We start from the raw sequence: 13818 nt of genomic DNA, 5'->3' as shown, positions 1-13818 counted from the left end.
CCAGTGCTGTCGTCGAACAACAGTTCGCCATATTGGCCGCCGGCATGTTCTTTGGTTTTGATGCCCGACAGTGCTTTGTTCGCTGGCAGCGCGCCTGCGCCGCTAAACGTTGGCGTCGGGTGGCTGCCGTTGTAGACGACGCCCGTAACAATCGGGCGGTCAATATCGCCTTCGATGAAGTCGACCAGCACTTCTTGGCCAACGCGCGGAATGAATTGATGACCCCAGCCTGCGCCTGCGCTTGGATAGGCGACGCGGATCCAGCAGGAAGATTTATCGTCAAGATTTGCGCCGAAGCTGGCATGTTCGCTTTGGCGCTGCCAGTGGAACTGCACTTTAATGCGACCGAGTTCGTCGGTGTGAACTTCATCGGCATCGCCGCCTGTGCCGACCACCGTCGCCGTTTGTACGCCGCGTGATTTGGGCTTGGCGAGTTGTTCGCTATCGGTACCGTTTAAATTAAAAGCAGGGGTAATGGGCTGGCCACGTCGCTGCGCGGTGAATTCAGACTGATACGGGATAGGTGTATTTTTCGTGCCTAATGTGCCAGAAGCTGAAGTTGCCGAGCCCAATAAACTCGGTGCCACTTGTAAGAGTTGCTGCGTTAAATCGTGCGGCAGATTGTTGTTGGCAACAAAGTTCAGCTCGGTAATCGCAAACTCGCGCGCTTCTGCACTATCCCATTCGTGCGCGGGATGGTCTTCGAGTCGGAACCATTGCCCCGCTTGCAAGCTGCGCAATGTGCCGCTGCCAGTGAAGGATTTTTTTTGTCCGTCGTGTGCTTGCTGGCGCAGCTGCGCATAGCGACTGAGTTGCTCGGTATCGCCCGCATAGTAGAGGCCTTGCGGATCGTAATCTTCAAAGCTGCTTTGGATTTGCTGCCCGCCGTCACCTTGATCCACCGCGCTGTCATCGCCGCTGTGCTGCGTGTTGACCGCTTTGTAATCAAAGCTCGCCAGCGATACGCGGTTGCTGCCGACTTGGCGTTGGCTCGTCCATTGCGTCAGCGCATCGGATTCTTCGGTCGCATCGGCGCGATGAAAACGCACTTGGCTATCGCTGGCTTCGGGGATGGCAAAAGCGTCGTCAAAAACCACTAATTGCACTTGCGGGGAATCAGCAGGTAAATGTGCAAAGCGCCAAGCGAGGCCTTCTTCGTGCATCAAACGCACGAGAAAATCGTAGTCCGATTCGCGGTATTGCAGGCAGTACGAACGCGGTAAATGCTCGCCAGTCAGCTTGAAATCCAGCGTTTGCACTGCGGCAAATACCGAATTATTCGCCTGATGCTCGCCCAGCACTTGCTTGACGATATCGGGAACGGACAAATCCTGAAACACGCGTGAAGTTCGCCGATGGCGCAGCAATGCAAACGGCGGCTCGACGATGAGTTGATACTTGGCAAAACCGCCATCCGCGCCCAGCATTTGCGCTTGCGATACGACGCCACAACGCTCAATCGCGTCGCCATTGGCATCTGCCACGGTCAGCACAATGGGCAAGCCGAGCAAGGATTTCAGCTCGATGTCGTTGGCAGGCGACAGGCAATCGATTTGATAGCGATAAGCCTGATTCACCCCCTCGCGCCCCGTTACCGACTGCGGCAAAAGTTGCTCGCCCCAAGCCGCACCGTCGCCGACTTGCAGCGAGATTAAACGCGTTTCTTGATTGAAAGCAGAGGCAAAGGAGGCAAGCAGATCACTGAGGTTCATTTTGAATCAATAGCTTACGAGAAATGCAGCATATTACGGCAAAATGACGATTTGCTTTTTAAATTGACTGTGATTTATTTCACAACACACAAAATTAAAACCATAAGAAATATGTGCCAAGTAGTTTGTGAGCCTCAGTTGATTTTCAATACGTAGCTAAAAGTCTGCTTTGGCCGATCTGTCATTGCCGAAGCTTGAAATATGAAAGACCGCAAACCATCAGGTTGCGGCTTTCATCATTTGTAGTACCGTGCCTGAGCGGCTCGGCTTAGCAGCCACTCAGTTGCAGTTGAATTAAAGCGCCCAATTGTTGCAATGCTTTATCATAATAGCCGTCCCAATTGCCCCCATAATTGAGGCGAATGCAATGATGGTATTGCCGACTAGCGGAAAAAATAGGCCCGGGTGCGATGCTGATTCCCAATTCAACCGCTTCGCGATGTAAGCGCAAAGTGTCAAAGCCTTCGGGAAACTCCACCCAAACAAAATAACCACCTTGTGGCCGAGACACTCTGACCTCGGCTGGAAAATAGCGCAAAATTGCTTCATTCATCAAGGTCAGTTGCGACTCAAGCGTGTGTCGCAATTTGCGTAAATGCTTATCATAAGCACCCGTTTGTAAATAATCGGCAATCGCCACTTGCGCGGGTACGCTGGCCGACAAGGTTGTCATAAGCTTTAACTGCTCAATCTGCTTCCCAAATCGCCCCGGCGACACCCAACCAATCCGATAGCCCGGCGCGAGACATTTAGAAAACGAGCTGCAATGCATCACCCAGCCTTCTTGATCAAACGCTTTGGCAGGCAAGGGTTGCCGATTGCCAAAATACAGTTCCCCATACACATCGTCTTCAATCAAGGGGATTTGACGCTGAGTTAACATCGCAACCAAACGCTGTTTTTTCTCCTCGCTCATACTGGCGCCCATCGGATTTTGAAACGACGTCATCAACCAACACGCCTTCACCGGATGCTGTGCCAACAAAGCCTCTAAGGCATCTAAATCCAAGCCGTCTTTGGCATGCACAGGGATTTCGAGCGCTTTCATTTTCAGTCGCTCAATCGCCTGTAGCGCGGCATAAAACCCGGGCGATTCAATCGCAATTAAATCGCCGGGCTGGGCAACCGCTGCCAAACACAGATTCAGCGCTTCGAGCGCGCCATTGGTAATAATGATGTTTTCAGGCGGCTGTGGCATCCCCATGCCCAAATAGCGCAACGCAATTTGCTGGCGCAATGCCAAATGCCCCGGTGGCAGGCTGGCTACCGTTTCCCATGGATCGATATAGCGTGCGCTGCTGGCCAGCGATTTGGCCAGACGTGGCAAAGGGAATAATTTCGGCGAAGGAAACGCCGAGCCCAAAGGCAGCACATTACGATCTTGGACCGCGCCCAAAATAGAAAAAACCAATTGGCTGATATCGACTTGTGCAGGTTGTGCCAACACCATGCTCGTCTTGGGCTCAAGTAATGTGCCCGTACCTAAAACAAAAAATCCAGAGCGCTCACGTGCCCGCACCAAACCACGATCTTCCAGGCGGCGGTAAGCCTCAAAAATCGTTGATGGGCTGACTTGATGCTGCAAGCGGAGTTTGCGCACCGAAGGTAATTTGGTGCCCGGTGGCAAAGTACCATTGCGAATATCAGCGGCAATTAACTCGGCCAGTGCTTCATAGCGTTTCATTTCCACGGCTCCGACGTCAGAAGCAACAATGCCATCTGATCTGGTTTTATATTCATTTTCTGATTCTGTTCTGCTTATTCGCAGTATCCCATACTGATCGCCACCGTATTTGAAAATTCGCCCCGACTAAGAAGGTGCTGCAATGTACAGTTACGACCAATATGACCACCAATTACTCGCCGAGCGCATCGCGCAATATCGCGACCAAGTTGCACGATTTTTATCCGGCGACTTATCGGATGAAGAATTCTTACCATTGCGACTACAGAACGGTATTTACCTACAGCGCCATGCGCATATGCTACGTGTGGCTATACCCTATGGCACGCTATCGGATACCCAGCTCGAAACATTGGCCGATATTGCTGAGCGTTGGGATAAAGGCTACGGCCATTTCACCACGCGCCAAAATATTCAATTTAACTGGATTGATCTGAAAGATACGCCAGATATTTTGGCGCAACTCGCCCAAGTTGAAATGCATGCGATTCAAACCTCAGGCAATTGCATTCGCAATATTTCGACCGATGTGTTTGCTGGCGTAGCCGCAGACGAAATCCTCGACCCAAGGCCGCTGGCTGAAATTTTGCGTCAATGGTCCACATTCAATCCAGAATTTGCTTTTTTACCACGCAAATTCAAAATCGCGATGAGCGGCGCGCTGGCCGACCGAGCCGTCGTTCGCGCACATGATATTGGCATTCAACTGTATCGCGATGCGGCGGGGTTTGTGCAATTACGAATCTTGGCCGGCGGCGGCTTGGGGCGAACGCCCATCATCGGAAAAATCATCCGTGAAGCTTTGCCTTGGCGGCATTTAATCACCTATGTCGAAGCCATTTTGCGCGTCTTTAATCGCCATGGTCGCCGCGATAATAAGTACAAAGCACGGATAAAAATCTTGGTGCAGGCGCTCGGCGCAGAACAATTTGCAGCGGAAGTGGAAGAGGAATGGCAACAATTGCGCGATGGCCCCGCCACGCTCACTAGCGCCGAATATCGCCGAATCGCCCGCTTTTTTAATCCGCCTGCCTACGCCGCCGTTAAAGAAGTGGATTTTTCTGCGCAGATGGCACAAGCACCGCGTTTTGCTCAGTGGCTACGCCGCAATGTTCACCCGCATAAAGTCGCAGGCTTCGTCAGCGTTACACTTTCAACCAAACCCGGCATCAGTGCGCCGCCTGGCGATGTCACCGCGGCCCAATTACGCATGATGGCGCAATGGAGCCGACGCTACGGTTTTAACGAAGCGCGAATTAGCCACGAGCAAAATGTGGTGCTACCCGATGTGCAGCAGAAAGATTTATTTTCGCTCTGGCAAGAAGCGGATGCGCACGGGCTGGCGACGGCGAATATTGGCTTACTCAGCGATATCATCGCCTGTCCGGGGGGTGATTTTTGCTCACTCGCCAATGCGCGTTCGATTCCTGTTGCGCAAGCCATCCAAGCTCAATTTGACGATCTCGATTACCTGCATGATTTGGGTGAAATTAGCCTGAATCTCAGCGGCTGTGTCAATGCCTGTGCCCATCATCATTTGGGCAATATTGGCATATTAGGCGTGGATAAAAATGGCGAAGAATTTTACCAAATCACGCTAGGTGGGCAGCAAGGCTTGGCGGCCAGCATTGGTAAAGTCATTGGGCCTTCTTTTCATGCCGAGCAAGTGCCTCTAGTCATAGAACAAATCATTCAGGTGTACTGCCAGCAACGCATTCAAGGCGAGCTCTTTATTGAAACGCTGAGCCGCATTGGGATTGCGCCATTTAAATCCGCCATCTATCCGCAGGTTGCCGCATGAACAAAATCATTCGTATCCGCAATGGCGTTGCCGTAATCGAAAATGATCAATGGCAACTTATCCGTGATGACACGCCCACTGAAGCCCTTATCAATCAGCCTCGTATCGTGTCTTTCCCATATTGGCTGACGACAGCGGGCACTCCCACTCTCGACACAGTTGGCGTTTTCTTCGCGCCCAATGATGATTTTCAAGCCCATATAACCGCGCTCAAAACGCTGCCTGTATTGGCGGTTGATTTTCCCAGTTTTCGCGATGGCCGCGGCTACAGCATGGCTTACTTACTGCGTAGCCGTTATGGCTATCAAGGGGAATTGCGTGCGGTGGGTGACGTATTGCAAGACCAGCTGTTTTATATGCAACGCTGCGGTTTTGATAGTTTTATGCTGCGAGCCGACAAAAACATCGAACAAGCGCTCAATGGCTTTAGCGCTTTCAATGTGAAATATCAAGGCGCGGTCGATGATCCTGTTCCGCTATTTCGCAAACGGACAGTCGACCCGCTCCAGCCTATCGACGAGATGTGGGAACCCTAAGCGAAGCTAGCATCCCACCATTTCACTTTAAAAGACACCATATGCCAGCTCAAGCTAATCCATCGCCTAAAACCTCTGCACATCAAAATAGTGATGTGCAAACCATCCATTTTCATGGACATAAAAAAATCTATCCACGCTGGATCACGGGTTACTTTAATAACTGGCGGATTTTCTTTGTCTTGGTCACTCAACTGTTTTTTTATGCGGTGCCGTGGCTAGAAATCAATGGGCGACAAGCGCTGCTATTTGATTTGGTGCAGAGTAAATTTTATATTTTTGGTCTGGTTTTTCTGCCGCAAGATTTTGTTTATTTAATGGCGCTGCTGCTGGTTTCTGCCTTTGGTTTATTTGTCTGGACCGCGATTGGTGGACGGCTTTGGTGTGGCTATTCCTGTCCACAAACGGTTTATACACAAATCTTTCTCTGGATCGAAAAATGGACCGAGGGCGATCGCGCAGCGCGGATCAAACTCGATCAAGCGCCCCTGTCATGGCATAAAGTCGGCGTTAAAACGCTAAAACATAGCATTTGGCTGGCCTTATCGCTCTGGACTGGCTTTACTTTTGTGGCCTACTTTACGCCGCTGGCCGAATTACGTAGCAATCTTGCTCAGTGGAGCATCGGGCCTTGGGATACATTCTGGATTTTGTTTTATGCTCTGGCCACTTATGGCAATGCTGGCTGGTTACGCGAACAAGTTTGCCTGCATATGTGCCCTTATTCGCGCTTTCAAAGCACGATGTTTGATAAAGACACCTTGATCATCAGTTACGACCGCCAGCGTGGCGAGCCGCGTGGCCAGCGTGCAATCGGCAGTGATTATCAAGCGAAAGGTTTAGGTGAATGCATTTCCTGCACGATGTGCGTACAAGTTTGCCCGGTCGGGATTGATATTCGCGATGGGCTGCAATATGAATGCATAGGCTGTACCGCTTGCATTGATGCTTGCGATCAAGTGATGGACAAAGTTGGCTATCCACCTGGCCTGATTCGCTACACCACGGCCAACGCACTAGAGCATCCTGAGCAGCCATCTAGCTGGTGGAAAAAATTGCTTCGTCCGCAAGTGAGTTTATTCGGTGTAGTGCTTATTCTGGTGATTGGCGCGAGTTCGTATTCACTCTATCTGCATCAGCCACTCAAAGCCGAAATCGCCCGTGAACGCAATACCTTGGTGCGTGAATTACCGAGTGGCGAGCTGGAAAATGTCTATCGTATCCGCCTGCAAAGCACCGCTGAGCAAGCGCGTAGCTTTACGCTGAGCGTGAATGGTTTGCCGGGGCTGGCCATCGAGATCGATCAAAATGAGCCATTAAGCTTAGCCAGTACCGCCAGCCGCGAGTTTGTTGTACGCGTAAAAACCACGCCGAAAAATGCAAAACCCGGTGCGAATCAGATTCGCTTTGAAATTACAGCGCAGGATGATCCAAGCGTAAAAATCTCAGAAGTCGCTACCTTTTTTGCTCCATAAATCATTCTGTGTAAGCGTTGATGGAGACTATTTTTGTTGCTTTTGATGAAACGTACGTACCAAGCCTCTTGCTCGGCGTACCGAGCACGCTTAACTTAGCCAATCGACGCATATTTTGTTCGCTCACAACGTAATATATCTGGTCTGGTCTGGTCTGGTCTGGTCTGGTCTGGTCTGGTCTGGTCTGGTCTGGTCTGGTCTGGTAGCAATTTTACGTGTACACGCAGCATCTTCATAAATGCTGTGAGCGATTTTACACAACAATCGTGTTGGGACCGCGCTTTTCTTTCATCGAGCAAGTGGCGCAGTCGGTTGTGCGCGAACGATAAATAATGCTACCCGCACTCGTCACACGTGAACGTGGCATTTTGTAATCGCGCCACTGAATGCGCAATTGATTACCTGCAGGGCAACGATATTCACCTGCTGCCTCGTCCCATTCAAAATCATCGCGTGACAATGCACCATCTTTGCGAGTCGTTTTATCCATCACAGGAATGTGTAGTTCGTAGTTCAATTTGTCTTTCCTTGACTAGCTAGACTAACATCGGCGCAGAACCATACGCGGTATCGGCAATAAGCACGATACAGCAGGAATTTTCCCTTCCTTAGCGAGCCGATCCTGGCACGGACAAAACACTTCTACATAAAAATAAGGAGCTATCGACCATAAGCACCAAGTAAGACCACCATCAAATGGCGCACTCGATGCCAAAAAAAAAAAAGCCCTGAATAATCAGGGCTTTCACATTTGGTCTTGGCGGAGAGAGGGTCTGCCATTATAGTGTAGCGCTATGTATCATAATGAATTTTATATTCCATATAAAACATATAGTTGGGTTTGGTTATCTGCTATTATTGTCTCACTAAGATTCACTACAAGCCACGTCTAGTGGTGGGAAAAATGGTGGGAAAAAATGGCGATCATTACCGATACAAAGGCACGAAGTATTAAGCCCACTGATAAAACGCTAGCTCATGGTGGCGTATCGGGTTTAAGTTTGGTGGCCAGTAAGAATAAAGGCATAGGATATTGGGAGTTACGTTTTACGAGTCCAACAACTGGAAAACGCCGTGTGATAGGGTTTGGCACTTATCCTGATGTTTCCATTTTGGAGGCGAGTAAGTTAGCGCAATCAGCTCGTGAGCTTCTTACTCAAGGTATTGATCCACTCGATCACAGAAAAGAGGCGGAAAAGATCAAAAGCGCCATGCCTTCATTCGAGCAGGCTGCGCGTGCTCTTCATGCTGATTTATCACCTAGCTGGCGTAATGCAAAGCATGCAAATGATTGGATTAACAGCCTAATCATGTATGTGTTTACGGACTTGGGTTCGACTCCTGTTGGCGAGTTAACACCTAAGCATATTGCTGATGTATTGCGGCCGATCTGGATTGAAAAGGCCGAAACGGCAAGTCGCGTAAAACAACGCATGAGTGCAGTGATGAGTTGGGCTTGGGCGCATGGGTATTGCACCGCGAATCCTGTCGACGTTGTGAATCACTTATTACCCAAGCAAGAAGGTAAAGCTAGCCGAACGGAGCATTTTCCCGCGATGCCTTGGCGTCTTATTCCTGAATTTGTCACTAGTAAAATAATGGCAGCTCAACGCTATGACTCAACTCGGCCTTTACTTGAGTTTTTAATATTGGTCGCCTGTCGTTCGGGCGAGGCACGGGGAATGACGTGGGATGAGATTGATTTGGTCGCTGGCGTTTGGACCATTCCTGCTGCACGAATGAAAATGAAGCAGATTCACCGTGTGCCTTTATCAGATCGTGCTTTAGCGATCATTGAGAGGCAGAAAGGCAGACATGCATTTTTGGTATTTCCTGCTCCGCGTGGTGGAGAGCTATCTGATATGGCACTAACATCATTTTTGCGCCGTCATGAAGCAGTGAGTGGCACGGCCAATCGAGTTGCAACGGCACACGGATTTAGATCATCATTCCGAGACTGGGCAAGCGAAAACGAATACCCGCGTGATTTTGCAGAGCGCGCATTAGCACACAGTGTTGCGAATAAAACCGAGGCCGCATATCACCGCACTGATTTATTAGAGCAGCGCCGTCCGATGATGCAGGCTTGGTCAGATCATGTGACTGGCAAACAAATCAGTCAAACCAATAATGGCAACAATGTACATGTTCTGAAACGAGCATAAAAAAAATCGACGCCAAAGCTACTCTTTATTTTTGCCAAGAAAAATATCTAAGCAAACTCAGAGTAAAGACTCTTTTTTGACAGGTCTATTGATTTTTTGGCTTTTCAACAGAATTGGGTATGTGCTCAAAAAGCTCCGCAACACCACAGCCAAAGTAAGTGCAAAGCGCGTCAACAACATTCAACTCAATTCGCTCTGCTGACTCGTGATAGAGCCGCGTGAGTGTTCCTCGATTTAAACCAGTGTCGCGCGCAAGATCACTTATTTTTAAGCGGCGTTCACCCATGATTTTTGATAAGTGGCACTTAACCATTTGCTGCTCCATAGAGTCATAATATCCTCCTGTAGATAACAATACTGCAAAAAATGAGTATAAAACAGTCGGATTGATCTTTTGAGGGTCAATTAAAATTCAAATTAAATCAAATTGGCCTTCTGTGAAGCTTGATTTTAAGGCAGGTGTTATGAATAAATCAATTTAGATCTGCGGCAAGCAGCGGATGTGGCCTCGAATTTGGCTATAAACAATTCAAAAACACGGGGCACTCAACTGATAATACTTACTAGAGGGTGTTGTGATGAGTTGAGCGCAACATTTGGAGGTAAAAGCATTTTCGGTTAATTGAACGCCTGAAATGACTACAATTGCAGACCTTGAAACTATTTCGCGAAGCGTCAGCAGCTCGGCCAAAGCCGACATCCCAATATATCTATTCACTCATGGGTTTAACCCACTATTTAATCGGAACGAGCTGAAACTGCAGGCGTTACATAGCTTATGGTCTCTATTCTTTTGAGGAATACTAATATCGAACGAGATGTTCAAGTTGTATTTGTGTTGCCATGCGGACTCACGAATACGGTAGATCCCACGTACGAGAAAAAATAACAACTTCGTCTCTGGGTTCTGACGATTGAAATAACTCCAGCTCATAACCATCACTACTAATCAATCCAACAGCTTGGGCTGGCGCTTGCTCAAACCACGCAAGCAAAGCATTGCTAATGTTGTGCCAGGCGTGGTGAAGAACAGATAAATCATTAACAATGGGCTCTGCGCGGGTTAAACGCATATCTAGGCCAGGCAAAAACTGCAGACATACTACTGGCCTATGCCCAAGTGAAGCTGACGCAAAAGTCATCAAACCAAACATAGCCAACAAAGTAATCGGGTTATCTTGGGTAAAGATTATCTTCATTCCTTCTTGTAACTGAATGGATTGAACTGAAGCGCTGCTTGGCATAGGTAAGTTTTAGATGTTGTCAATAAAAGGTGCGCGGCGATAAGCACTGGCTTTCGTCGCGGTTCAATCCATTATGGGCGCTGAACAGGTGGCATTGGCGGATCTTGATAAGTCGTATCAATTTTTAGCCCTGCCGCTTGTGCTTTGGCTTCCGCTTTCTTTCGATCAGCTTGGAACTCTTTAGCCAATTCAGGCCAAAGCTCCCGTGCACGCGGCCAATCTTTTTGTTCGAAATTACTGCGAAAATTAGACTCCGCATTGCTGAATGTTAGGCTGAGCAAGTAAGCGCCAGGCTTTGCCAAATCTAAATGATCTGCATCACGAAAGAAATACACTGACAGGTAAACCCCATCTGCATAAAATCGCCAGCGAGTCATTTCTTTTAATCCCATCCACTCAGCCAAAGTTGGCTGGTAATCTACGGAAAGGTTGCCCGCAAACGAGCTATCTTTTAATGTTTCGTTAAACGCGTCCTTTGCTATTAACCTAGCATCCGCACTATAAATGACGCGCTGCCAACCTGCGGTTTGAATTACCTTAAGCAAATTCAAAAAGTATTTTCTTGCATCGTCATGCATGACGTTGTTGGCAGGGGGAATGCTCGCTGAAATATCGAAATCAGAAAGTCCTTCTCTAGGAAAGTCTAAATCTTCTGTTCCCGAAATAGATAAGACGCTCGACACATCAAAACTATGCGAACCATGCTTAACTTGTAGCATGACTTTGCGTTTTGGCTGTTCATCATCTGGATCAATTTTATAAAAATTCAACCCCGCTGGTTGTTTTTGAATTTGAGTAAAAGGATAGCGATTAGTAAATGCGGCAGCTGATTCACCGATTTGAATTGAAATTTGATCTAGAATTGGCACTTTTTTATCCAAAAATGGTTTTTTTAAGAAGGCATAAACCAATGCGCTTAGTAATGAAAGAGCTACAAAGCTCCAAATGTATCGGCGCATTACTTGGTTTCCTGAGCATCACACCACGCTGCCATTGTGCTGATCTCACCCTCCATAAACTCTGTTCTTTTTTTCATCAGGTCGTGAAATGAAACCGCGGCTCCTTTAATCCACTTCATCCTGCTCTCATAATTTTCTAAAACCGTATCTTCAGGGGCTACTGATTTGAGAGCATTATCCCCAATCTTGCAGGCATGGGTAAATACCAACTCTAGCGCAGGAGATATCCAGCGAAGCAATCCACGCTGGGCATTGATCCAACCTGCAAATTTAGCATCTTTATAGATTAAAGGTTGCAGCACGACCTTTTGCTCATGTTGAGCGATTTGCATCAAATGTTCGAACTGTTTTTCTTGACGTTTATCTTTTTGCTTTTCAGTTTCTATTTTCTTAACTAAATCGAATCCGGCTTTAATAAATCCTGAGCTTTTTAAATTCTGCAACGGCGGTAATGCTTCGGCACTCCACGGAAGTCTTTTTAAAATAGCCAGTACCGCATCATGACAACCATTTTCTCCACGCGTCGGTAAACACATATCGAAACTACCAGGGCTATAGCTGTAATACCAATGCGTTGCGGCAATGTCTTGAAATAACCAGAAATTACCTTTGCCTAGCCCATCTCGCACATAGCCAGGATCAAAGTATTTATTTTCCGAGACAAATTTACCGTAGTCGACACGAAAATCATCCAGCGTACATGCCACTGTTTTACTGGCAAATGCTCCTAGTGCCATCCAGTAGTAACGACCTTTTTTCTTGGGGTCGCCGTGCTCTTCCAGTTCTAAATAAAAGCGAGCATAGGTTGCTGCAATAGTTCGGGCACGCTGCCCATAATCAACCGTGGAGCTCCTTGTTGGCAAATACAATTTACCGTGCATAGATGTCGCTAGCCGGGTATAAGCAAATTGCTGAGCAAGCGACCACATCGTGTCACAACCTGCATCTACACAGCACACCGAACCATACTTAGTATTAGTTGGGCTAGTTTTTGTTAGATTCTCACTCATTGCTTAGCCTCTGGTTCATGATCTTCAAATTCATTCCAACGCAATTCAAACTTCAGAGGCTGTTCTGCTGGGGAATGAACACGACGAGCTTTTCCATCGAGCCCAGTTGCGCCCTTAATGACACCAGCCGCTCCACTAAGCAGATAAGGGAGCTGCTTAAGTATTTTTCCATCAGGGCTTTTAACGCCGAACTGTTCGTCATACGGATCCGAACTAGGATAGCCTTGTAGATCCACACCCAAACTCGCAGGCCCACTCAGCTCATGCTTTGCGCCTTTAATGCTAATTTCACTTGGGCAATGAATTTCGATATTGCCACCCTTCATGCGAATGTAGCCACCGCCACTGCCCATCAATATTTCATCGCCCGCATTAATTTCTACTTTGCCTTTGATTGCCGTGATTTTGACGTTTTTATCTGCGGTGATCTCAACATCATCACTCTGCGCCTGCATCTGAATCTTGCCTTTGGCCGCAATCAACTTGAGCGCGATGCTGTCTTTCACGCCGCTCACAAACAGGCTGATGTGTTGCCCAACATTGTGAATCCAGCGCCTGCCCGTCGTTTGGTTGTGGTCGCGCTGCGCGATTTGATCAATATTCGTGCCTGCGGCGTGGGTAAGGCTATTTGGCGTGGTCAGCGCTAGGCCGTCTTGGCCGTGGATCAGCAATAGTTGTTGCTGGCCTGCTTGATCTTCGGACGTGGTTTTTCCATCGGTATCGGTATTGCTACCCGCGCTCCAGCTTTTCGCGGCGTGAACGTGGTGATGCAAATGGCCGGTTTTGCTCTTGTCTCCTTTTGAATTATCCGGCTTGATCGTTTGATCTTTATCGCCCGTTTCGATGCTGTCGGCGAGCTGTTTGGTGGCGACTTCGCCGAGGCTGTTTGCCAATTCAAATGCGGCTTCGAGTTGGCTGTTGACGGGGTTGCAGTCGAGTTGCTGGCCGCTCGCGCCACTTTTCGCTTCGGTCGTCAGTAGCAAGCCTTTGCCAGCGCGGATTGCGCCTTGTTGGTCGGTGCGTAGCTCGAAACCTTCACCACGTGGATCGCCTTTGCCATTAGAACGAGGGTGAATTAAGTAGCCGAGGTTGAGCTGGGTTTTGGCGTGTTCGCTGCTGAGTTTGGTGCGAACTTGGCCAGTGCTGTCGTCGAACAACAGTTCGCCATATTGGCCGCCGGCATGTTCTTTGGTTTTGATGCCCGACAGTGCTTTGTTCGCTGGCAGCGCGCC

General features: G+C 48.5%; 11 protein-coding genes and 1 pseudogene. 4 read left to right on the top strand and 8 right to left on the bottom strand.

Annotation, left to right across the window (positions count from 1 at the left end; genetic code table 11):
• A partial coding sequence (locus Q320_RS0109820) for a type VI secretion system Vgr family protein (RefSeq protein WP_027468853.1) occupies positions 1-1712 on the bottom strand: 1712 nt, incomplete at its 3' end.
• Positions 1713-1980: 268 nt separating this feature from the next.
• On the bottom strand, positions 1981-3396 hold the full coding sequence (locus Q320_RS0109815) for an aminotransferase-like domain-containing protein (RefSeq protein ID WP_027468852.1): 1416 nt from the start codon (positions 3394-3396) through the stop codon (positions 1981-1983).
• 142 nt (positions 3397-3538) lie between these two features.
• Between Q320_RS0109815 and Q320_RS0109810 the strand changes: the two genes are divergently transcribed.
• Genes Q320_RS0109810 through ccoG form a run of 3 tightly spaced genes read left to right on the top strand, consistent with a single transcriptional unit; the run spans position 3539 to position 7208 of the window.
• On the top strand, positions 3539-5197 hold the full coding sequence (locus tag Q320_RS0109810) for a nitrite/sulfite reductase (RefSeq protein ID WP_027468851.1): 1659 nt from the start codon (positions 3539-3541) through the stop codon (positions 5195-5197).
• Positions 5194-5733 carry a DUF934 domain-containing protein gene (locus Q320_RS0109805; protein ID WP_027468850.1) on the top strand — a complete coding sequence of 180 codons (540 nt, stop codon included), beginning with the start codon at positions 5194-5196 and terminating at the stop codon, positions 5731-5733. The genes Q320_RS0109810 and Q320_RS0109805 overlap by 4 nt, the downstream gene beginning before the upstream one ends.
• A gap of 41 nt (positions 5734-5774) precedes the next feature.
• Complete coding sequence (ccoG, locus tag Q320_RS0109800; protein ID WP_027468849.1) at positions 5775-7208, top strand: cytochrome c oxidase accessory protein CcoG; 1434 nt, start codon at positions 5775-5777, stop codon at positions 7206-7208.
• A 265-nt stretch (positions 7209-7473) separates the two neighbouring features.
• Here the strand turns inward: ccoG and Q320_RS0109795 are convergent.
• Positions 7474-7789: pseudogene (locus Q320_RS0109795) on the bottom strand (IS5/IS1182 family transposase); the annotation flags it as partial.
• A gap of 336 nt (positions 7790-8125) precedes the next feature.
• Between Q320_RS0109795 and Q320_RS0109790 the strand changes: the two are divergent.
• Positions 8126-9373: a tyrosine-type recombinase/integrase gene (locus Q320_RS0109790; protein WP_027468847.1), complete on the top strand. Its 1248-nt coding sequence runs from the start codon at positions 8126-8128 to the stop codon at positions 9371-9373.
• A gap of 85 nt (positions 9374-9458) precedes the next feature.
• On the opposite strand, the gene Q320_RS0109785 is transcribed toward Q320_RS0109790, so the two are convergent.
• The 5 genes from Q320_RS0109785 to Q320_RS19375 form a co-directional block, all read right to left on the bottom strand.
• Entirely contained in the window at positions 9459-9698 is a 240-nt protein-coding gene (locus Q320_RS0109785; protein WP_211251217.1) for a helix-turn-helix domain-containing protein, read from the bottom strand.
• A gap of 526 nt (positions 9699-10224) precedes the next feature.
• Positions 10225-10617: a hypothetical protein gene (locus Q320_RS0109780; protein WP_027468845.1), complete on the bottom strand. Its 393-nt coding sequence runs from the start codon at positions 10615-10617 to the stop codon at positions 10225-10227.
• A gap of 71 nt (positions 10618-10688) precedes the next feature.
• Positions 10689-11576 carry a hypothetical protein gene (locus Q320_RS0109775; protein ID WP_027468844.1) on the bottom strand — a complete coding sequence of 296 codons (888 nt, stop codon included), beginning with the start codon at positions 11574-11576 and terminating at the stop codon, positions 10689-10691.
• Complete coding sequence (locus Q320_RS0109770) at positions 11576-12586, bottom strand: DUF2515 family protein (protein WP_027468843.1); 1011 nt, start codon at positions 12584-12586, stop codon at positions 11576-11578. The genes Q320_RS0109775 and Q320_RS0109770 overlap by 1 nt, the downstream gene beginning before the upstream one ends.
• Positions 12583-13818 (bottom strand): DUF2345 domain-containing protein (locus Q320_RS19375; RefSeq protein WP_027468842.1); only part of this gene is annotated, 1236 nt, incomplete at its 5' end. The genes Q320_RS19375 and Q320_RS0109770, both read right to left, overlap by 4 nt.

Origin of the sequence: Deefgea rivuli DSM 18356 (assembly GCF_000620145.1) — a bacterium.
Taxonomy (GTDB): domain Bacteria; phylum Pseudomonadota; class Gammaproteobacteria; order Burkholderiales; family Chitinibacteraceae; genus Deefgea; species Deefgea rivuli.
This window is presented reverse-complemented; position numbering and strand designations above follow the sequence as displayed.